This window comes from Candidatus Zixiibacteriota bacterium, from assembly GCA_016933955.1.
GTDB lineage: Bacteria > Zixibacteria > MSB-5A5 > GN15 > PGXB01 > JAFGTT01.
Genome location: JAFGTT010000032.1, coordinates 161113 through 183972 on the forward strand (window position 1 = coordinate 161113; position 22860 = coordinate 183972).

17 protein-coding genes are annotated in these 22860 nt (G+C 48.9%); 7 read left to right on the forward strand and 10 right to left on the reverse strand.

What is annotated here, in order from left to right; genetic code table 11:
* Nucleotides 1-31: 31 nt before the first annotated feature.
* From groL to JXQ28_12000, 3 genes are all read right to left on the reverse strand, one after another.
* Nucleotides 32-1666, reverse strand: coding sequence for a chaperonin GroEL (groL, locus tag JXQ28_11990; protein MBN2278452.1), 1635 nt, complete (start codon nucleotides 1664-1666; stop codon nucleotides 32-34).
* Nucleotides 1667-1685: 19 nt separating this feature from the next.
* A complete protein-coding gene (groES, locus tag JXQ28_11995) occupies nucleotides 1686-1973 on the reverse strand; it encodes a co-chaperone GroES (protein ID MBN2278453.1) in 288 nt (95 codons plus the stop codon).
* Between the two features lie 197 nt (nucleotides 1974-2170).
* Nucleotides 2171-2935, reverse strand: coding sequence for a type III pantothenate kinase (locus JXQ28_12000; protein ID MBN2278454.1), 765 nt, complete (start codon nucleotides 2933-2935; stop codon nucleotides 2171-2173).
* Nucleotides 2936-3072: 137 nt separating this feature from the next.
* On the opposite strand from JXQ28_12000, the gene JXQ28_12005 reads away from it, so the two are divergent.
* The 4 genes from JXQ28_12005 to JXQ28_12020 all read left to right on the forward strand — a co-directional run bounded on the left by JXQ28_12005 (nucleotide 3073) and on the right by JXQ28_12020 (nucleotide 5795).
* The gene (locus tag JXQ28_12005; GenBank protein MBN2278455.1) at nucleotides 3073-3624 is read left to right on the forward strand and encodes a hypothetical protein; all 552 of its coding nucleotides are present in this window, start codon (nucleotides 3073-3075) and stop codon (nucleotides 3622-3624) included.
* 98 nt (nucleotides 3625-3722) lie between these two features.
* The gene (locus tag JXQ28_12010; GenBank protein ID MBN2278456.1) at nucleotides 3723-4412 is read left to right on the forward strand and encodes a DUF116 domain-containing protein; all 690 of its coding nucleotides are present in this window, start codon (nucleotides 3723-3725) and stop codon (nucleotides 4410-4412) included.
* Nucleotides 4387-4821: a GNAT family N-acetyltransferase gene (locus JXQ28_12015; protein MBN2278457.1), complete on the forward strand. Its 435-nt coding sequence runs from the start codon at nucleotides 4387-4389 to the stop codon at nucleotides 4819-4821. The genes JXQ28_12010 and JXQ28_12015 overlap by 26 nt, the downstream gene beginning before the upstream one ends.
* A 119-nt stretch (nucleotides 4822-4940) precedes the next feature.
* Nucleotides 4941-5795, forward strand: a complete 855-nt coding sequence (locus JXQ28_12020; GenBank protein ID MBN2278458.1) for an NAD(P)-dependent oxidoreductase — start codon at nucleotides 4941-4943, stop codon at nucleotides 5793-5795.
* A 63-nt stretch (nucleotides 5796-5858) separates the two neighbouring features.
* Here the strand turns inward: JXQ28_12020 and JXQ28_12025 are convergent, their stop codons facing one another.
* From JXQ28_12025 to JXQ28_12055, 7 genes are all read right to left on the reverse strand, one after another.
* Nucleotides 5859-6362: a TlpA family protein disulfide reductase gene (locus JXQ28_12025; GenBank protein MBN2278459.1), complete on the reverse strand. Its 504-nt coding sequence runs from the start codon at nucleotides 6360-6362 to the stop codon at nucleotides 5859-5861.
* A gap of 12 nt (nucleotides 6363-6374) precedes the next feature.
* Nucleotides 6375-6932: a DUF255 domain-containing protein gene (locus JXQ28_12030; protein MBN2278460.1), complete on the reverse strand. Its 558-nt coding sequence runs from the start codon at nucleotides 6930-6932 to the stop codon at nucleotides 6375-6377.
* Between the two features lie 86 nt (nucleotides 6933-7018).
* On the reverse strand, nucleotides 7019-10456 hold the full coding sequence (locus tag JXQ28_12035) for a DNA polymerase III subunit alpha (GenBank protein ID MBN2278461.1): 3438 nt from the start codon (nucleotides 10454-10456) through the stop codon (nucleotides 7019-7021).
* Between the two features lie 182 nt (nucleotides 10457-10638).
* Nucleotides 10639-12864, reverse strand: coding sequence for a hypothetical protein (locus tag JXQ28_12040; protein MBN2278462.1), 2226 nt, complete (start codon nucleotides 12862-12864; stop codon nucleotides 10639-10641).
* Between the two features lie 100 nt (nucleotides 12865-12964).
* Nucleotides 12965-13525 carry a hypothetical protein gene (locus tag JXQ28_12045; protein MBN2278463.1) on the reverse strand — a complete coding sequence of 187 codons (561 nt, stop codon included), beginning with the start codon at nucleotides 13523-13525 and terminating at the stop codon, nucleotides 12965-12967.
* Nucleotides 13526-13800: 275 nt separating this feature from the next.
* Entirely contained in the window at nucleotides 13801-14580 is a 780-nt protein-coding gene (locus JXQ28_12050) for an enoyl-CoA hydratase/isomerase family protein (GenBank protein MBN2278464.1), read from the reverse strand.
* A gap of 16 nt (nucleotides 14581-14596) precedes the next feature.
* The gene (locus tag JXQ28_12055) at nucleotides 14597-15448 is read right to left on the reverse strand and encodes a 3-hydroxybutyryl-CoA dehydrogenase (protein ID MBN2278465.1); all 852 of its coding nucleotides are present in this window, start codon (nucleotides 15446-15448) and stop codon (nucleotides 14597-14599) included.
* Nucleotides 15449-15827: 379 nt separating this feature from the next.
* Here JXQ28_12055 and JXQ28_12060 point away from each other — a divergent pair, with 379 nt between their 5' ends.
* From JXQ28_12060 to JXQ28_12070, 3 genes are all read left to right on the forward strand, one after another.
* On the forward strand, nucleotides 15828-19106 hold the full coding sequence (locus tag JXQ28_12060; protein ID MBN2278466.1) for a thrombospondin type 3 repeat-containing protein: 3279 nt from the start codon (nucleotides 15828-15830) through the stop codon (nucleotides 19104-19106).
* Nucleotides 19107-20409: 1303 nt separating this feature from the next.
* Nucleotides 20410-21300, forward strand: a complete 891-nt coding sequence (locus tag JXQ28_12065) for a thrombospondin type 3 repeat-containing protein (GenBank protein MBN2278467.1) — start codon at nucleotides 20410-20412, stop codon at nucleotides 21298-21300.
* A gap of 93 nt (nucleotides 21301-21393) precedes the next feature.
* Nucleotides 21394-22797, forward strand: coding sequence for a T9SS type A sorting domain-containing protein (locus JXQ28_12070; GenBank protein MBN2278468.1), 1404 nt, complete (start codon nucleotides 21394-21396; stop codon nucleotides 22795-22797).
* Nucleotides 22798-22860 lie beyond the last annotated feature (63 nt).

A 22860-nucleotide genomic window follows, 5' to 3' on the forward strand; every position in this document is an offset into this window, starting at 1 on the left:
CAGGGGTTTTTGTCTTTGTTTCGAAACGCGATTAGTACATACCGCCCATACCGCCCGGCATTCCGCCGCCCGGCATCGCCGGAGCTTTTTCATCCTCCGGTTTGTCGGAAATGATGGCCTGGGTGGTCAGAAGCAGACCGCTGATGGAAGCGGCGTTCTCCAGGGCTGTGCGGCTGACTTTGGTCGGGTCGATAACACCGGCCTTGATCAAGTCTTCATAGGTGTCGGTTTCGGCATTATAACCGAAAGCGCCCTTTTCCTTCTTGACCTTGTCAACCACGATCGAACCCTCAACCCCGGCATTATTGGCTATTTGCCGAATCGGCTCCTCGAGAGCCCGACGAACGATATTGACCCCGATCATTTCATCCTGGCTCAGCTTAAGCTCATCGAGTACGGTCATAACCCGCAGGAAGGCCACACCGCCGCCCGGGACAATACCTTCCTCGACTGCGGCCCGGGTGGCATTAAGAGCATCCTCAACCCGCGCTTTCTTTTCCTTCATTTCGGTTTCGGTGGCCGCGCCGACATTAATAACCGCCACGCCACCGGCCAGTTTGGCCAGACGTTCTTGAAGTTTCTCACGGTCATAATCGGAAGTAGTATCATCAATCTGCTTTCTGATCTGCGAAATACGGGCCTTGATCTCGGTAGTATTACCACCGCCTTCAACGATAGTCGTATTATCCTTGTCGATGGCCACTTTCTTGGCTGATCCCAGATCGGAAACGACCGTGTTTTCCAGCTTGAAACCGACTTCCTCGGAAATAACCTTGCCACCGGTCAGAATGGCGATATCCTCGAGCATGGCCTTACGGCGGTCGCCGAATCCCGGCGCCTTAACCGCGGCCACTTTAATCGTTCCGCGCAGTTTGTTGACAACCAGCGTCGCCAGCGCCTCGCCGTCGACATCCTCGGCGACGATCAACAGCGGTTTGCCCATCTGGGCGACTTTTTCCAGGATCGGAAGAAGGTCTTTCATGGTCGATACCTTCTTGTCATGAATCAGAATCAGCGGATCTTCCAGAATGGCTTCCATGCTGTCGGGATCGGTCACGAAATACGGGGAGACATAGCCCCGGTCAAACTGCATTCCTTCGACCACTTCAAGAGTCGTCTCGGCGGTTTTGGATTCCTCCACCGTGATAACCCCATCCTTGCCGACCTTCTCCATTGCTTCGGCAATCTTGTCGCCGATACTGGCATCATTATTGGCGGAAATCCGGCCGACCTGACTGATTTCGGTCTTGCCGGTCACCGGTTTGGATAGGCTCTTGATTTCATCGACCAACCGAATCACGGCCGCATCGATACCCCGCTTGATAGCCATCGGATTAACCCCGGCCGTCACGGCCTTGACACCCTCACGAAAAATCGCCTGGGCCAGAACCGTCGCGGTGGTGGTACCGTCACCGGCCACATCCGAAGTCTTGGAAGCGACTTCCTTGACCATCTGGGCACCCATGTTTTCGAAATGGTCTTCCAGCTCGATTTCTTTGGCTACCGAGACACCGTCTTTGGTCACGGTCGGTGATCCGAATTTCTTGTCAAGAATCACATTTCGGCCTTTGGGACCAAGAGTAACCCTGACCGCATCGGCCAGTTTATCGACACCCTTTTTAAGCTTGTCTCGCGCGATTGCATCATATTCTATAATTTTTGCCATTTTCTTCCATCCTTTCCTTTTAACTCACCACCGCCAGAATATCGGACTCGCGGATGAAGAGGTACTCCTCGCCATCAACCGTGACCTCGGTGCCGGAATACTTGCCATACAGGACATGGTCGCCTTTTTTAACCGCTACCGGAATATTCTTTCCGTCTTCGACTCTTCCCGGGCCGACTTCCACCACTTTTCCCTCCTGGGGTTTTTCCTTGGCCGTATCCGGAATGATGATACCGCCTTTTTTGACCTCAGCCGGCTCAATTGCTTTGACCAGAACTCGGTCAGCCAGAGGCTTAATATTCATTATCTAATCCTCCTTTATAGATGTTTATTAACTCACATAAAGACTAAATAAGGTTTTAGTTACCTCTTAGCACTCATCTATTTTGAGTGCTAACAGGGCGTCAAATATATCCTTTTACGCAGAAAAGTCAAGAAAAATCGAAGAAATTTTAAAAAATTTTATGGGCGCATAACTGTATAGATTACAATGAAATAGGTCTCCTATGTCGGCGAATCGGCGATAATTTTAAGACCTTCCAGGGTCAATTCCGGGTGGGTCGATTCGATATATTTCGAATATCCGGAGAATTCCGCCGCCAGTCCACCCGTGGCAATAACCCGAGCTTTTCCGCCCAGCTCTTTGATAATCAGTTCCACCAGTCGATCTACCTGCCCGATGGTTCCATAAAAAAGACCCGATTTGATCGAATCGGCGGTATTCCTGCCAATAACAGTTCGCGGAGGTTCAATCGTCACCTCAAACAGCCGGGCGGCCCGCCGGGCCAGTTCCTCGGCCGAAGTTTCCGGTCCGGGAGCGATTGCCCCACCCAGATAAACCCCGTCGGCGGTTACCACATCGAAATTCGTGGTGGTTCCATAATCGACAATTATAATAGGCCCTCCAAATTTGGCAAAACCAGCCACGGCATTGGCAATCCGGTCGGCCCCGACCGCGGCCGGATTATCATAACCGATTTTTATGGGTAGTTTCAAATCTGCCGAAACCATAATGGCTTCACAGTTCAGGTATTTTCCGGCCATTTTTCGATAAACCGGGGTCAGACGGGGCACCACCGAGGCAATAATCACCCGATCGATTTGATCCGGAACGATTTTCAACTTATCCAGAAGTCCCAGGACGAAAAAACCGCATTCATCAACGGTCATTTTCAAATTCGAGGTCAACCGAAAATGATCGAGTAATCGATTTCCATCGAAGACACCTGCGACGGTGTTGGAATTACCGATATCAAGAGCCAGTAACATATGGCGAGAATATATCGATTCCCGTGCGGCCTGTCAATAAGGTGATTTTCCCTGTCCTATTTTCGCACAGCCGGTTGGATAATAGTCTCAAATGCCGATGAATAGAAAGATCAACGTATTTTGTTTCGGAGGATATCATGAGAATTTTTACCCTTTTTATTGTTATGATCAGTATTCTGATGGCCATGGGTTGTTCCAAAAAAATGGTCGTAATAAAAACCCAGCCCTCGGGCGAGGAGCACGCCGCCTATTCTCATCCGAGCAAAAGTAGCCTGGAGGCTTCCGACGAAGCCTTGCGGGAGGCCAAGCAGCTTTATTATCGGGATAAATACAAACAGGCTCAGAAGCAATGCGAAAAAGCCATTGAATTCAATCATCGCAACTGGGAGGCCCACTATTACCTTGGCCTGGCCATGCAGAAAAGAAAATCTTATGAACTCTCTATCGAGGCTCTGGGCGTCGGTCTCAAATATTCACCCGATAATAAACTGGTGAAATCCGAAATACATCTGGCCATCGGCAACAGTTGGGAAAAACTGGGCGAGTTGGGCAACGCCGACAAAGAATATGAACTGGCCCTGGAATTCAATCCCGACAACCAGTATGCCCGGGACGCCAAAAACCGGCTTAAAGTCCAAAAAACGATGAAAAACTGGGGCAAAGATGTCGAAAGAGATTATGACGGTTAGTCATTCTCTATGCTATAAAACCGGTTGACAATGGGTCGGCCGGTTTTTTTATGCTATCCGCCGTGGAAATTCATCGCTGAACATTGTATATTGTCTTGATGAATGAAAAACCGACCATAACCTTCCGGCTGGGTGATGATTTTTATGAAAAACTGGACTGTTTTACCCGCAGGATTATTAACGATGGCTATGACCAGTTTTCAGATGAATTTCGAAATATCGATTCCTTTTATTGCTGGGCTGTCGATGATGATTCGGCAAGGAGCGACCGCTCTTTCCGTATCACCCCCAAACCATTCTATTTGATAGAAGCTCTTTATTTTCAGATTTTCGATCAGGCTAACCGTGAAGCTTTCAATCGGGCCAAAGATACCGTCCTGATTTTGCCTGATTGCATGTCTCTGCTTCTGGACCGATGCAAAAAGAAAAAGACCCGTTTCGGAAAAATATGCACCCGGTGTACCCCTAAGTGCATGATCAACCAGATAATGCAGATTGCCGACCGTTATCATATTGAGGGGTATTTCTCAAAGCGGGAGCTCGAAGAGCAACTCGGAAAGATTAAAAAAGTCAAACCCGATCTGGGTGTTATCGGCATATCCTGCCTTTTGACCATGGCTTCGGGCATGCGCTCGGCCAAAGAAGTCGGCATACCGGCCCGCGGTGTCTTCCTCAACTTCACCGGTTGTGAGCACTGGTCCGACAAACCTTTTTCCACCGAAACATCATTGAAAAGACTGCAATCCATCCTGGAGGAAAAATATGGAGCACCTCATTCGCCATCTTGATGCCACCGACTATGATATCCTGATCCGTCTCTGGAGTGACAGCGGGCTGACCCATCACCCTCACGGGCGCGATTCAAAAACCGCCATGGAAAGGGAATTCAAACGCATGGAAACCTGCATCCTGGGGATGTTCGACGGTTCCCGGCTGATCGGTTCGATTATCGGCACTACCGACGGACGTAAAGGCTGGCTCAATCGTCTGGCTATCGATCCCGATTATCGCGGGCGGGGATTGGCCGGGCAATTGATTGCCGAGGTCGAAAATTACCTGCATGAACAGGGAATTAAAGTCATCGCCTGCCTGATCGAGGAATATAATACTCCATCGATGGCGGCCTTTACCAAAGCCGGTTATATTCATGATCCCGCGATTCACTATTTTTCCAAGAGGAGCACGGCTGATGATTGACTTGACCGGGTTGCCACATTGGCCAATCCAATATCGGCTATTATTCAAATCGCCGAAGAAATAATTTTGTTACAGCAAATTCCGCAAGAAAACACATCGAATTCAGGGAGAATTTTATAATGAAAGTCGGATTTATCGGATTGGGAACCCTGGGTAAAACCATTGCCCGAAGGATGCAATCGGAAGGTGTCGAGCTGGTAGTTTGGAACCGTACCAGGGAAAAATGCGAAGAAATGAGAGTTCCAATCGCCGAATCACCGGCCGACCTGATTTCAAAAACCGATCTGATTTTTCTAAATCTGACCGACAGTACTGCCGTCTGCAGCATCATAAATGGTGAAACCGGCCTGGCCGCCGGGGCTTCCCCGGGCAAAATCGTGGTCGATACGACCACCAACCATTTCGGCTGGGTAGGATCGTTTTATGATACTCTGGACGCCGTGGGGGCAAATTATCTTGAAGCGCCGGTTCTCGGGTCGGTTGTCCCGGCCTCGAAGGGCCTCCTGACGGTTCTGATCAGCGGTGATGAAACCTCTTATAATAAAGCCCGGTCGCTGATAGAGACATTCGGGAAAAATCTTTTCTATTTAAAAGAGCGTGCCCTGGCTTCCAAGATGAAAATAATCAATAATCTCACCCTGGGGACTTTCATGGCGGTCCTGGCCGAAGCGGTTAGTCTGGGAGAATCGGCCGGAATGGAAAAAGACATGATCCTCGACATCCTTTCCAGAGGCGGCGGGGATTCGATGGTTCTCAATGCCAAACGCGATAAGTTATCCCGCGAGGATTTCAGCAACCATTTCTCCTCGGCCATGATTTACAAAGACCTGCACTATCTCCAGGATTTGGCCCGTGAACTCCACCGGCCGCTTTTGACCGCTACCGTGGTTAAAGAAATCTTCGGGATGACATTTTCGAAGGGCTGGGAGAATGATGACTTCTCCGGGGTTTACCGGATTTTCAGTGAACTATGAAATAAAAATAGAAAAGGCGGCTTTAAAAGAATGAAGCCGCCCCGAAGAATCTTATAGAAAAAATTAGATCATCTTTTCCACCATAATTTTAAAGTCTTCATAGCCCCGCGCCCCGGTATATCGTCCCTGTTCCTTCCCGTCTTTGTCATAGAATATGGTTACCGGTATTGCGGAACCGAGACCGAAAGCCAGCATCGCCTCCTTCGTCGACATCAGCATCATCCAATCGGTACCATACTGCCCGGCAAAAGCCTTAACCTTCTCGGGAGTATCATTGACCGCCAGCCCGACAATTTCCAGACCCCGGCCTTTGTATTCGTCATAAATTCTTTTAAGATCGGGCATCTCTCTTTTACAGGGCGGACACCAGGTTCCCCAGAAATTGATTATAACCGGCTTGCGGCCTATAAATTCACTGATACTATGGCTGTTTCCCTCTATATCGGTCGTGGTGAAATCCGCGACGGTCGAATTCCCCGACCCGGTTTTGGTATCGGATGACGAACAGGAAATCATAATGGCCGCCAGAAACATAAAGCCAAGAACCACAAGAAAATCTTTTTTCATCAATCCTCCGTATCAACTTTTTCCATGGGCTTTCCGCCCGCCGCTTTTCATATATTCTTCAAACGTCATTTTATCGTAGAGATTTTCGCTCATATAAAAGAGTACTTCCATAAACCGGTCGGCATCCTGATACCCCGGCAGAACCCCCAGTTTTTCACCGTTCGGCTTTAAAAACCAATAAGCCGGATACCCGGTTACCCGATACTCGGATCGGGCCAGATCCCGCTCGGCAATTTTATAGCCATCGACATCAAGAATTTCTTTGGAATCACCATCGACCTTAACAGCCACAAATTTTTTGCTGATGATATCGACCACTTCCGGCTCCATAAAAGTTGTTTTGTTCATCTTCTTGCACCAGCCGCACCAGGAGGTGGTAAAATTTATTAAAACATGATGGCTTTCGGCCCGGGCCTGCTTTAAACCTTCATCGTATCTGACCCATTTGATTTCCGTTGCTTTTTCGCTTTTTTCCCTTTCGCCTTTCTCTTCGACCTTGGCTTTCTCCTGGGCCGAAACCAGGGAAAAGGCCAGCACCAGAGTCATAGTCGCCATCATCAGTCTTTTCATGTAAACCGCCTTATCGACAAACAGCAGATATTATTATTTATAATACATTTCAATATAAACAAAAAGTGAACAAAAAAAGTTTCTTTTTATTTTTTCGGGGGCTGGAGGAACACGGCCGATTCCCCCACCAGTTCTTTGAGTTTAAGCATCAACTTATCGGTCGGGGAAACCGAAAATCTCCGGGATCGGATCAGATATTCATCACCGTTGCGGCGAGCCGCCAGAATGACCGGTGTTTTACCGTGCTCTTTATCAAGAGCATTCTGGATGGCAATCAACTTGCGCTCCGGCGTGTTTTCTTCCAACCTGATAACCAGTTGGCAGTCAAAACGCTCCGAGAGCGAATCCAGCGGGAAAAGATCATTGACAATGACTTTGGGGTCCTGTCCCTCGCGAGTCGAGACCCGTCCCGTGACCATCACAATCCCGTCCTCGATTATATATTCCTTACCCTTTTCATAGCAGTCGGAGAAGATAATCATCTCGATAGTGCCCTTGAAATCCTCGAGTGTGACAAAAGCCATCCGGTTGCCGCGTTTGTCATTCATCAGTTTGACCGAGGAAATAATCCCGCCCATCAGAACCTCGCGGCCATCCTTAACCTCGCCGATTCTGGCCGTATCGGCCGACCCGAAAGCCGTCAGTTCCGAGCGAAAGCGGTCAAGCGGATGTCCCGACACATAGAATCCGAGGATTTCTTTCTCCCGCGACAGACGTTTGGACAAGGACCATTCCGGTTGCTCGGGCAGTTCCGGCTCTTTGCGTTCGATCCGGGTTCCGGATGAGGCGAAAAGATCGGCGGTGTGCGCCGAAGCATGAACTTTCTGGCCGAATTCCAGCATCTGTTCGACAATCTCCGTTTTCTGGGCGCGGTTGCCCGGGATGGAATCCAGCGCTCCGGCAGCGACCAGTGATTCCACCACCCGACGATTGAGATTTTTCAGGTTCACCCGGCTGATAAATTCGGCGAAACCGGTGAATCGGCCGCCCTTTTGCCGGGCCTCGATAATAGCTTCGACCGCTCCCTCCCCGACATTCTTGACGGCCAGCAGGCCGAAGCGAATCTTTTTATCCCTGACGCTGAAACCTTTATCCGACTCATTCACATCGGGCGGCAGAACGGTTATATTCATCCGTCGGCATTCTTCCATCAGGGTATAAATGCGATCACTCGAATCCATTTCCGAGGTCATATTGGCCGCCATAAATTCCAGCGGGTAATGCACCTTCAGATAACCACATTGATAAGCGATATAGGCGTAACCGGTCGAATGGGCCTTGTTGAACCCGTAACGGGCAAAGGTTTCAATCTGGTCAAAAACCGACTGGGCTATTTTAGAATCGACCTTCTGTCTCTCGCACCCGGCCAGAAATTCCTTTTTCTGCTCGGCCATAAGCTCGGCCACCTTCTTGCCCATTGCCTTGCGTAAAATATCGGCCTTGCCCAGAGAATATCCCGCCAGGGAATTGGCGATCTGAAGCACCTGCTCCTGGAAGACAATTACACCATAGGTGTCTTTCAGAATTTTCTCCAGTTTGGGATGCTCGTAGGCAACCTGTTTTTCGCCATTCTTGCACTTGATATAAATGTCGATCATGCCCGAATCGAGTGGACCCGGCCGGTAAAGTGCATTCATGGCAATCAGGTCGGTCAGGTTGTCGGGATGCAATCGCCGTAGATAATCCCTCATACCGCTCGACTCAAATTGGAAAATACCAATCGTATCACCCCGCGAGAAAAGCTTGTAAACCTTCTTATCGGTCAGGTCGATGGCGTCGATATCGATTTTCCTTTCATGATTCTGCTCGATCATGGTCAAGCAGTCTTTAATCACGGTCAGGGTTCTCAGCCCCAGAAAATCCATCTTCAAAAGACCGATTTCCTCGGTCATCTTCATATCGAACTGAGTCGTTATTTCGTCCTTGGCCCCCTTGAACAAAGGGATATAATCGGTCAGGTTTGACGGGGCGATAACCACACCGGCGGCATGGGTCGAGGCATGGCGGGCCAAACCTTCCAGCGTCCGCGATAAATCCACCAGTTTTTTTACCCGGACGTCACGCTCATAGAGCTCTTTCAAATCGGGATTGTCTTTCAGAGCCTGATCCAGAGTCATCTTGACTGCGAACGGAATCATCTTGGCGATACGATCGACTTCGGAATACGGCATGCCCAGCACCCGACCGACATCCCGCACCACCCCGCGCGCCGCCATGGTGCCGAAAGTAATTATCTGGCAGACATTTTCCTTGTGATATTTGCGAACGACATAATCGATTATTCTTTCCCGGCCGCGGTCGGCGAAATCAATATCGATATCCGGCATAGAAATTCGTTCCGGATTCAGGAATCGCTCGAACAACAGAGAATACTTGATCGGATCGATATTGGTGATTTTAAGGCAGTATGAAACCAGCGAACCGGCCGCCGATCCCCGTCCCGGGCCAACCGGGACATCGACCGAGCGGGCATAATCGATAAAATCCTTAACAATTAAAAAATACCCGGCATAACCCATCTGCCTGATTATATCCAGTTCATAATCAAGACGTTTGCGAAGTTCTTCGGTAATTTTCGGATAACGCTCCTGCAATCCATCCTCGGCCAGATGACGAAGATAATCATCGGGATTGGCAAACGCTTCCGGGATCGGGAAAGCCGGTAAATGCAGTTTACCCATTTCCATCTCGAGATTACAACGCTCAGCTATTTTGATGGTATTTTCTAAGGCCTCGGGATAATCGGCGAACACCTCATACATTTCCTCCGCCGATTTGAAATATATCTGATCGGTATTGTAACGCATCCGGTCCTCATCGGATACCAGCTTGCCGGTCTGGATACAGATCAGGGCATCATGAGCCTCCCAGTCCTCCCTGTAAAGATAATGGCAATCATTGGTCGCCACCAGAGGAATACCGGTTTCGCGGTGGATGGTATTTATCATGGGAAGCAGGAGTTCTTCTTTTTCCAGTCCGTGGTTTTGAATCTCAAGATAGAAATTCTCACTACCGAAAATATCCTGAAGTTCCCTCGCGGCGGCGATAGCTTTCTCGGCATCGCCGCGAAGCAGATGCCAGTTGACCTCGCCTTTCAAACAGGCCGACAGGGCAATCAATCCCTCGGCATGCTGTCGGAGAAGCTCTTTGTCAATCCGGGGCCGGTGATAAAACCCCTCAAGAAAACCGGCCGATGATAGCTTGATCAGATTCTTATACCCGGTCTGGTTGCGGGCCAGAAGCACCAGGTGGAATCCACCGTCGGGATACTTACTGGAAGGTTTTTTATCAAACCGCGAGCCACCCGCCACATAAGTTTCAATACCGATTATCGGTTTAATTCCGGACTTGGTAGCTTTTTTATAGAACTCCGCGGCCCCAAACAGGTTACCATGATCGGTCACAGCCAGGGCGGGCATTTTATATTCCCGGGCCAGTTCGATCAGAGGATCGAGCTTGCAGGCGCCGTCAAGCAAGGAATACTGGCTATGGGTATGTAAATGTACAAAACCGGCAAACTTCATATCATCATCATTTCATCAAAATGTCACTCACCACAGGGGCGTTGTCATTGTAACAAATTTATACGCCTTAAAAAAGAGCAAAAAAAAAGACCCTTAATTTTTTTTCGGCCGGAACAAAATAGATTGAACAGCTTGAAGTTAGCCCGTGTAAACTGTACTATTCCGGCCACAATGGCAATCACTTATTGTTCCAGAATTTCATGATCGGGGTTAAATTCCACTGACTTGATCCCGGCCTTGTCATCTGAAGTAAAGACAAAGCGGTTGACACCCGGTCTAATCCAATAAACTCGATTCACCCTGCCATTATCTTCCAACCTGATAGTCACCGGATAGGGAGTCTCGAAATAATCGGCACTTTCGGACACATCAATCACCAATTCCACCGCCCCGTGGTCGGTTTTATTATAACTATGCCCGATTTTGGGAACTCGCCAGTCAAAAAGCCACTGCCGGAAGAACAAATCCGCCCGCTCACCTAGATAATTTCTGATGCTTTCGATAAAGTCGGCCGTCGAGGTCATCCTGCCGGAATATCGTTTGCAAAATTCCGACAGCATCTCAAAAAACGCCCGATTATCACCGGTGGCCAAATACAATTCGAATCGCAGCATATTGATAACATAGGCCGCCTTGTAATAAACCACCGCCTCATATGCACCCGGCGATTTTTCCGATCTCAACCGTCCACCCAGGGTGATGGCTCCGGCGCGGTAGCCATCAGATCTTTTGCCGTTCAATAAACCGCTTTTGACAATATCATTTTTCCATCTTTTCAGGATATCTTTAAACACGGCACTGTCATTCTGTTTATTTATCACGTACCATGCCGCGGAAAACTCGGCCAGTCCCTCCGACAACCAGATATCATGATAGGTAGCCGGGTTGACCATGTGCCCCCACCATTGGTGAGCCACTTCATGAGCCCGGAATTTATCATCTAATCCCTTCCGATTTCTTTCAAAAGTCGCCTCCGATAAATGTACCAATCCGGGCGAACCCTGGCCGTATTCGACCGCCATGGCCGCCGCATCCAGACGGTCAAAAGAATAAGGCGTATAAATTCGATTGAACAGGTCAAAGGCCCCGCCGACATCTTCGGCGACCCGCCTGACCGCAGGATGCCCGAACAATCCGGGGTTATGCCGTCTTTCCAGAAAATACAGGGTTATCGGGGGCGCATCGGCTCGAATTTGAACCGTATCAAACAAACCGTAGTTAAAAGTTACATAGGCAATTGGACGTTCGCTTTGAAATTGTAATATCCGCCGGTCGGATATGATCGAATCGGCCGTCTTCCGACCCACCGAAATAAAATCATACCCCTTGTCGATAGTGTAATTGACAATGTAATCGGATAGCTGACGAAAACCATGGTAGGGATACCACCGGACCAGGTTATCCTGAATCACCCCGTAATCCGGGTAATGATAAAAGAGGTTGGTGCGGTAATAGACCATAATTTTGACGGTATCCCCGAAATATTTATAATCCACCAATTCCAGGAGCAACTCCGGTCGGTCTTTCTCTTTAATATATCCGATCACCTCGCCGCCAATCGAATCGATTTCATATTCAGGCGCAAGAGATAATGAGATATCCTTCAGGCTGTCTCGGAGAACTCTCAGATACATCGTACACCTGATATCCGAACGGGAGAAAGTGGAGATATCAAGATCAATTTCATAGCGGTACAAATCGAATTCTTCATAGCCGAAATCGTTTTCAGACAAACCGATAGCAACTGATGATACCATTTGGGGGGTCTTAAATTCGGGGCTTATTTCGTAAAGCGAAACCGGCTCCCGCGCGTATGGATCGCGAACGTATACCGTATGGTGATATTTATCGCGGAGAAAATCGGCATACAGGTAATCGCTTTGCCCCTCGCTTTCGGCCTTGAGAAGATGAAACGGCAGGTTGTAGCGAAAATCCTTATCGGGGATATTTTTTATTCTCTCGTAATCGGTTTTAACCTGATAAGAAGGATCAGCCGGTACGCCTTCTTCACAATATGAGGCGATGATATCTCCTCCAACCGGCATGGCAAAATAGGCCTGATCAAACGACCAGGTCAGCGTTTCACTACCATAGAATCTTTTTATCTGTTGAGTCTCGATTTCATCGGGCGGGATATATGATATCATCCCCGTGCCGGTAAAAAAGGCTATCGAAGCATTATTTGCGGCATTCTCAACCAGGTACAGATCGCCCTTATAAAACATCACCGAAGCATAAGGCAACTTAAAAGCAGTGTTCCGAATTTTAATCAGCCGGGCATTATCCAGAGATATATTATCTATCGACTCGATTTCCCGAACCAGATCTGAATCGGTTACATATAATAGATATCCGGACCCTGTGACAAAAAAAACGAGTAACCAGAATATTATGGCACCGATCCTCATAACCGAAAAATAGACGATCCCTTGGATTTGGACAACCCTTTATTCGGCGCCGATAATTTAATCCGAATTCGAAATCTGATCGGCCACTTGGCCAAACAGACTACTCTTTTCTGGGGCCAAGATAGTCCGGATAATAGGTCGCCGATAAATTAACATTATAGAAATCGACATCGGATTTCTCTTCATCGCCGTCACGCAAACAGCCTCGCACGGCCAGGGTATAGTAATTCAAACCGGAATCGATCGGAAATATCTGGTGCCATGACATCGGGGTATTGGTCGAGAAAGCCGTAATTTCGGTCCAGGCGCTTTTATCCCTCATCGTTCCGACGGCATATTGAAGGCAGTAAACCTCACCGCCGATATAAAGCGAAAAATCCAGGCTGACAAAACCGTCATCGGGAGCGGTTATGGACACTCCGCACAGAGTGCTGTAGCTGTAACCGACATCGATCGTAATATCATCGATATGGGTATAGGATACCCCCGGGGACAGAAAGGCACAGGGAGCCGGACCGCTTTTATACAGGTAATTGATGGTATAGGTGACATCGAGGATATTGACTCCTCCGCTGCAGTTCACATCACCGTTCAACTGCTGAGAATAACCCGGGGCGGTCGCCAGCAATAAAAACGACAGTATTAAAATTGCGAGTCTCATGACTACCTCCTTGGTAAATAAATGTTACAAATGTACCCGGGGCGCAAATACTTCCGGATCGGGCTGTTTAATAATTGAACTGGACTGTCTTAAAATTCCGGACCGGTTTGATTGCCTTATTCGATTAATAATTAAATATACCGTTCTATCCTCGTTTGTCAAGGAAATCCGCCGATAAATACAACCTGTTTATACGATAGACAAAAAAAGAGCGGATGACGAATCAACCGCCCCCAAATTAAACGGAGATAAATCTCCAGTATTTTACGATACAATCATTTTCCCTTGAATTCCGCCTTCCGTTTTTCAAGAAAGGCCGCCATCCCCTCTTTGGCATCCGAGGTTCCGAAAGTAGTCCCGAAACTGGTTTTTTCGAAATCACATCCGGCCCCGAGGTTGATATCCAGTCCGCGGTTGATACATTCCTTGGCGGTCGTGATCGCCACCGGGGCTTTGGAAGCAATCAGTTTAGCCATGACCCTGGCTTTATCCATCAATTCATCGGGAGGATAGATTTCATCAACCAGTCCGATCCGATAGGCTTCTTCGGCGCCGATCATCTCGCCGGTGAAAATCAACTGCTTGGCTTTGCCGCGTCCGACCAGTCGGGCCAGCCGCTGGGTCCCGCCATATCCCGGGATAAGACCGAGATTCACCTCGGGCTGGCCGAATTTTGCTTTTTCCGAGGCCAAGCGAATATCGCAGGCCATGGCCAGTTCACAACCGCCCCCGAGAGCAAAACCGTTGATCGCCGCGATAACCGGATGCGGGAAATTTTCGATACTCTGCATAAGATACAGACCCAGCATCGATTTTTTCACCCCGGCACTGACATCGCATCGGGCCAGTTCGGAAATATCCGCCCCGGCGATAAAGGCTTTGCCCGCCCCGGTGATAATAACTGCCGCCAGGGAATCATCTGTCCAGGAATGACGGAAGAAATCCTGCAATTCGGCAATGGTCTCGTCATTGAGGGCATTGAGAGCTTTTTCACGGTTGATGGTTATCACGGCAATATTGTCTTCTCTGGTAACAATAATATTCCTGTAATCCATTTTTTACCTCGCAATCCTATTTGCTGTAATCGTAAAAGCCGCGACCGGTTTTCTTGCCCAGATAACCCGCCTGAACCATCCGTCTTAAAATCGGCGGTGCGGCATAATGATCGTCTTTATATTCGGCGAACATGATATCGGCAATATTCAGCATCGTGTCCAGACCGATAAAATCACTCAGCGTCAAAGGCCCCATCGGGTGACCGCATCCGAGCTTCATCCCGTTATCGATATCATCCCGGCTGGCCAGTCCCCGTTCATACTGGCGCATGGCATCCAGAAGGTACGGGACCAGAAGAACATTGACAATAAAGCCCGGCGAATCTTTGGCCACGACCACCGTCTTGCCGACCGATTCGGCGAATTCTCTGGCAACTCTGAAGGTTTCCCCGGAAGTATCCAAAGTCCTGACGACTTCGACCAGTTTCATCACCGGAACCGGGTTAAAAAAGTGAAGGCCGACAAAACACTCGCGGCGTTTGGTGACCGAAGCCAGATCCCCGATCGGCAAAGACGACGTATTTGAGGCGAAAATGGCTTCCGGTTTACATATCTTATCCAGTTCTGCGAATATCTCTTTCTTGGTAACCATATCCTCGGTAGCCGCCTCGATTACCAGATCGCAGTCTTTCAAATCCGAAAATTCGGTCGTTCCCCGGATCATCCCCAGGACCTTATCCTTGGTTTCCTTGTTTATTTTTGATTTTTCTATGGCCCGATCAAGAAAACCGGTAATCCTCCGGATACCCTTCTGGATCAATTCCTCGCTCATTTCATTGCTGATGACTTCGTAACCGGCCTCAGCGGTAATTTGAGCGATCCCGGAACCCATCTGCCCGCAACCAACAATTCCGACTTTTTTAATCATAATAAACTCCATGTTTATAAATTTCAAATTATTCCCGGCCTGATTTGGATTTTCAATATATATAATCCCCGATCATTCCGCAACCGGAGTGGTCAAAATATTCCCGCCACTCCGGATGCGTCCCGACCTGCGGCAGGGGTAATAAAAGCATATCGGTCAAACAGATATAACTGCATATTTCGCTTGGAAAAACGGTATTTTGTTCATATATTTATTAATATAATGGCAATAATCAATGCCGTTTGCTTCACGGTTTCTCCGCCTGGAAACCTTCTTTGAAAAAGCGGTAGCGTTAATGGCACAGATTAATATTTTTGGCATCTTTATAAAACTTTATTAACACGGGCTGTTTTTTACCTGCCAACCGTCGGGAGGAACCATGTATTACTCCATAATGCGCTTTCAGCGATCAAGATTTTTGATTCTTCTAATGGCCGTCCTTTTCCTGTCTTTGACAGGGCAGGCGGTCGGATCTTCGAACGGAATCATCCGCCTGTTCGATTACATATCGGCCGGACCGGAACAAATGGGGATAAAGATTCCCTTTTCACGTGCCGCCTATCAGACACTGGAAACAGCCCCGAAGAACATTTTTATGGACTTCCCCTTGAGTTTCGAGAAAAGAGTCGTTCTGGAACTGGAAAGAACCGCTATTATCACCCCCCACGCCAAATTTTTTGTCGGTAACCAGCCCTCCCTTACCCGGCCGGAAGTGATAATATATCGCGGTGAGGTGATTGATCAGCCGCATTCCCATGTTTATCTGGCTTTCACCGGTCAGGGTTCCGGTAATGGTTATATTGAAATGGGTAACGGTGAATTGTATTACATCTCTCAACCGGCCCGGGACGTGGGTAAAAGCGCTGATTCCCGGCTGACCGTGTTTCAATCAACCTCCACCGGCGGGACACCGGATTTCGAGGAATTCTGCAAAGTTATCGATCCCGGTCTGGAAATGCCGGATTTGCGGGGAGCTAAATTCTATACCGACACCATTGCCGGTCCCTATGTGGCCGAAGTTGCTTTTGAGGGTGATCAGACTTATGTCAACCTCTTTCCCGATATCACCGCCGCCCAGTGTTACATTATCCAGATGCTCGGCGCCGTCAGCGACATCTATATTCGCGATGTCGATGTTAAGCTGATGGTATCGTTTCTCCGCCTTTGGCCTGATGGGGGCGAACCGTTCAGCGCCGATGACATAGCCGGATTCCGTCAGTACTGGATGAGTAATCTCGATCCGGAAAATTACCATATTATTCAGATGGTCAGTGCCCGGACCGATCTTGATTACGGCGGCGTGGCCTATCGAGTTTATACCTGTAGCGATTATTCTTACTCGATCATTAGTTGCATTACCGGCAGTTTCCCGTATCCCGTTCCCTTATGCGATGTTTACAACTGGGATATTAAAGTCATGGCGCATGAGATGGGTCATAATTTCGGGGCTCCACATACTCATGACGCGGAATGGTTTGACCCGACTATTGATGACTGCGGTAACGGTATCCCCAGCCGCGGGACAATCATGAGTTATTGCCAGACTCATCCCGGCGGGGTCGGAAATGTGGATTTGAGATTTCACCGGGACATTCAGGGAATTATGGAGGATATGGTTGTCTGGGGAGGCTGCCACTGGTTCGACTGCAACAATAACGGCTATGACGATGACTACGATATTGCCATCGGTGTAAGTCAGGATGTCAACAGCGATGGTATTCCCGATGAATGCGAGGATTGCAATAACAACGGCATTCTGGATGATGTCGATATCGCCGGGGGCATGGCCGATGTCAATTACAACGGCACTCCCGATATGTGTGAGGACGACTGTAACGGCAACAGCCAGCCGGATGAACTGGAAACGTATTATCACCCGAGCAGGGATGAGAATGGCAACTGCATTCCCGATGTTTGTGATCCCGACTGCGATAATAACGGCATAGCCGATTTCAAGGAAATTGCCGACAGCACCAAAACCGATTGGGATAACAACGGGGTCCCGGATATCTGCCAGGATTGTAACGGCAACGATATCACCGACTGGCTTGAGATGGATCGAGAGTTTGACCTTTTTGTCGCCGACGGTGCCGGTTATGTTCATGAATACGTCCATAACAGCGGACTGCCTTATCAACTCCTGGGAAGCGGCCAGATCAATTTCGCATCCGATTGCGTTTTCGGCCCCGATGGTATGCTGTATGTCACCAGTACCGGCGCCAACCTGATCGCTCGAATCGATGTCGGTAGCGGAATAGTCTCGACTTTTGTTACCGGCGGTAGCGGCGGATTGGATATGCCGATGTTTCTCCGGTTTGGCCCCAACAGTAACCTCTTTGTCACCAGCTGGTCCAATGATTGCGTTCTGCGGTATGATGGAACCACGGGAGCCTTTATCGACACCTTTGTCACCCCCGGTTCGGGCACCTTGAGTAAACCGTACGGACTTGCATTCGGCCCCGATGACGATTTATATGTAGCCAGCAACAACAGCAAAATCCTTCAATTTTCGGGTAGCGATGGTTCTTTTATCGGGGAATTTGTCCCGGCCGGTAATGGCGATTTGAGTTTTCCCCGTGGTCTGTTGTTCACCGATGATGGCGTCCTGCTGGTTGCCAGCTACAGCAATCATAAGATTTTGAAATACGACGCTTCCACGGGCGATTTTCTGGGGGTTTTCAATTATGCCGCCAGTGCCGGCAATCCCTTTGGTTTAATTACGGCACCCAATGGTAATATCTATGTCTCCAGGACTGCCTCGCCAACCCGGATCTATGAGTATCGTTATCCTGACGGGGTCTTTTTACGCTCGATGGTTCGCGGCGACAATGACCTTCCAGCCCCGGGCGGATTGGCCTTCAAACCGGGATCGGCCCTTGATCTTGATGGTAACTATATTCTGGACGTCTGCGATGCCTGTACCGATAGTGATGGTGACGGTTTCGGCGATCCCGGTCATCCGGAAAACACCTGCAAACCGGATAATTGCCCGGGAATTGCCAATTCCGATCAGCTTGACAGCGACTATGACGGTCTCGGGGATGCCTGCGATGCCTGCCCCAATGATCCTTACAACGATTACGATGGCGATGGTATCTGCGGTGATGTCGATAACTGCCCCACCCTGGCCAACAGCCTCCAGACCGATACCGATGAAGACGGCCTCGGGGATACCTGCGATAATTGCCCCGATGTTCCAAACCCCCTTCAGGCTGATACGGATAATGACTTCCGGGGTGATACCTGCGATAATTGCACCGAAGAATATAATCCTGATCAGACCAATAATGACGACGATGAATATGGGGATGCCTGCGATAACTGCCCCAACGTCTCAAACCCGGATCAGGCCGATAATGATGCCGACACCTATGGTGATGTCTGCGACAACTGCCCGGTAGATTATAATCCCGATCAGGCCGACACCGATGGCGATAATGTCGGCGATATCTGCGATTATATCTGTGGCGATGTCAACCATAGCGGCGGAGTCAATATTCTTGATGTGACCTATCTGATTAATTACCTGTATAAGAGCGGGCCGCCTCCCGACCCGGAGATATCGGGCGATGCCAATGGCAGCGGCAGTATCAATATTCTTGATGCTACTTACCTGATCAATTACCTGTACAAGAGTGGTCCGGCCCCGGTTTGCTGAAATTGGATTAAGTCTTTGTCCATTCAGGGGACAGCCGCCGGCTGTCCCTTTCTTTTTGCCCCGTCACAGCAGAAAAACCGTTCTCATAATAGCCTTGACAACAGAGACATTTTTAGCTATATTTATTTGGTATTATAAAGGCACCGGAAAGTCATAACCTGGCTTGAACTCACAAATCCGGTCATTCTCTTGTTGTCAGAAAAATTGTAAACGATTTGTTGCTGATGGTGACTTTTAATCGGCTGTCACATTTTATGCAACTATAATATCGGCCGCAGTCCCCGTAATGGAAGTGGCTGTCAACCCTGGCAGGGCAATCATGTATTCGGTCTTCGGGGCAACATTCCTGGCGCTGGCCATTGCGATATCGCCGTCCCAACCGGCCGAAGTAGATATTACTCCGGCTGTGGTCCTGGATATGCCGGACAGCCTGTTTCCGATTCAACTAGGTGATGATTTCCCAAAACTCTCTCCCGGATTAATCTCGACCATGCCCTTTCGATTCGACGGCGACACCTTGCGTCTGCTGGTTATTCTTCTGGAATGGTCCGACCGACTCGGTACATACAGCCGTGAGACTTTCGACAGCCTTTTTTTTTCCAGGAATTACTTTCCCGGCAGCTCGATAGCCGATTATTATCACGAGGTTTCTTACGGAAACCTGGAAATCACCGGCGATGTCATCGACTGGTACGACTACGGTCCCTACCTGTTACCGTTCGGCCTGAATCATTTCGAGGCCGTCCTGTGGCAATTGAATCCGGTCATTGATTATTCACAATACGATGGCAACGGTGATGGTCAGGTTGACGCCGTTATGATTATCCGTGCCGGCAATGGTATGGAAGACAGCGGCGATGACAACGATATCTGGTCCTACGCCGTCATTTACGGCCCCGGTTACGGGGTTGGACCGATGGATGGAGTGGGGATTATGCACTGGGCGACTTCGCCGGAAACGTTCCCGCTTCGCAATCCCGAAAATCCGCTGGAATTCACCGGCCTGAGTATTTTCAATTCCATCTCGGTGACCGCCCATGAACTGGCTCATCAGATCGGATTACCCGACCTATATGATTACGATAACCGCCTCGATACGGCCAATTTCTCGATTCCCGGCGATATCAACGACCATCCGGTCATGGATTGGTGCCTGATGGGTCATGGCGGTTACGGGATCCTGTCAATTAAAAAATTCCTGCCGCCGCATCTGATCGGGTGGTGCAAAAAAGTCATGGGATGGATCACCCCGATCGAACTGACCGGTTCCTGTTATCACGGTTTGCCGGTCAGAGGTATTGAAATGAATGACGACAGTTCTCTATATATGATTCCGATTGATGCCGCCGAGGGAGAATATTTCCTTCTGGAATATCGGAATCCCCGGTCAAGTGGTAAGTTTGACAAACTGGATTCCGATTTCAGTGTCTTCTTCCGGCCATACCTGGCCTTTGGAGCCGATTCCCTCGACCGCGGCCTCCTTATTACCCATGTCCATGATTCCCTACCGACCAACTGGTGGCGGCTCAATTATGGTACCCCGCTGTATTCGCATTACACCGTGGCGGTTATGGATGCCGGCTATAATCCTGAGTACCCGGTCGAATTTAATCCGGAAGGCCATGTCACCGACAGCGCCCGCTGGTGGTATCCTTACGAAACCCGTAAGTCGGCCCTTTTTAAGGATGATGTTCCCGGCCAGAAATCGTTCACACCGCATACTTTTCCCTCAAGCGATGGATATTACGGACCTACCGGGATATCGGTCACAGTCGATTCAATAATCGGGGACCGTCTTTATGCAGATATAATGGTTGACCGGGATGACGACGGTATTCATGACCAGGCCGACAATTGCCCGGAAATAAGCAATCCTGATCAACAAGACCGGGATGGCGATGAAATCGGGGATATCTGTGATAATTGTCCGTCTTATTCAAACCCGGACCAGATTGACAGTGATGGGGACGGAACCGGAGACGCCTGCGAGTATATATGCGGCGATGTTAATGGCAGTGATCAGGTCAATATTCTCGATGTTACTTTTTTAATAGCCTACCTCTATCGCGACGGCCCGCCTCCGGCGATGGTTGAGGCCGGCGATGCCGACGGCAATGGCGCGATTAATATTCTTGATATGACGTATTTGATTAATTATCTTTATAGAAACGGACCGGAACCGGTTTGTTCTTAATAAACATGGCAGATAATTCGATTAAGAATCGCCTGGATAATCAATCGGGAGATTCAGATAACCATTGTGCCTGAAAACCTGTAGCCTTGAGCCATGAATCAAAACATAATCCGAATTATTTATTTCATCTGGACAGCCATCATTTTCCAGACCGCCTATTCCGCCACTCCTGATATTGAATTTCCTGAGGCAAATGAGATAAAGGGTGAAATATATTCTATTATTACCTGCGGTGATTATCTGGTGATTGGTGGTGATTTTGATTCTATCGGGACAATGGCCGCCAAAAATATCGCCGTCCGGGACGGTTTTGAGTGGAATCCAATAGGGAATGGCCTGGACTATAGCGTGGAAGAACTTGGTTTTTATAATGGCGATCTTGTGGCCGGGGGATGGTTTTATTTTTCGGTATGGGACGGAACCGGTTGGAACAACGTTTATGTTGATGGTCTTGTCAAGGCCATATGCGAATATGAAGATATGCTGATTATCGGGGGCAATGTTCACAGATTTATAGATGAAAAAACCATCAGAGGAGTCCTGGCCTGGGATGGTGCTGATTTCTTGTCACTCGGCTCAGGATTGAATTATCTCGATGGCGTGTTTTATTCATATCCGCTGGTCTATGATCTGGCAATCTTCGGCGGCGATCTATATGCCTGCGGAATATTCGATGAGGCCGATGGACAGTCGTGCCAGGGCATCGCCCGGTGGGATGGATCCAATTGGCTTCCCCTGCAGAACGGCCTGAGTTACCATGGTGAAAACGGCCCCTATACCATGCATGTTTACGGAAATAAACTCATTGTCGGCGGTTTTTTCGATGTCCTCGGGACCGATTCGATAAGCCTGGTGGCATCATGGGACGGCGATAACTGGGAACCGCTTGGTGAAGGCATTTACTCCGCATCTATCGGGGGGATTTATTCCATGGTGACTTATGATAATCATCTGGTCGCCTCCGGGAAATTCTCCCGGGCCGGTGAATTCGAGGTAAATAATATCGCCTTGTGGGATGAATTACAATGGCGGCCATTCTGGGATAATCCTCAGCAGGATGACTTTCTATACAAATATCACCTCGCTGAAAACAAAGACTGCCTGGTCGCCTCAGGCTGGGATACGTCCGGAAGTCATCTGGGCCGGTGGGATGGTATCGTCTGGACCGAATTCGATATCCAGACACGGATTGAGGACGAGGATGCATATTCGATTCCGGAATACCCCGGATTGTCACAGAACTACCCAAATCCATTTAATCCTCGAACCACTATGGAGTATTCGCTGCCACGATCATCAGCCGTGACCATAACGATCTACAATGTTCTCGGGCAGAAAATAGTAACATTATTCGATGGAATATCAACGGCCGGAAAATATGAACTCGTCTGGGATGGGACCGATAGGACAGGGAAACCGATGCCGGGCGGTATTTATTTCTGTCGAATTGATGCCGGGGCTTTTTTCAAAACCATAAAAATGGTCATGATAAATTAACCGCAGGAGTCCCCCGCAACCAGGTCAGAAGAAATCGGGGTGATTTTCGATCGAAGTAAATTC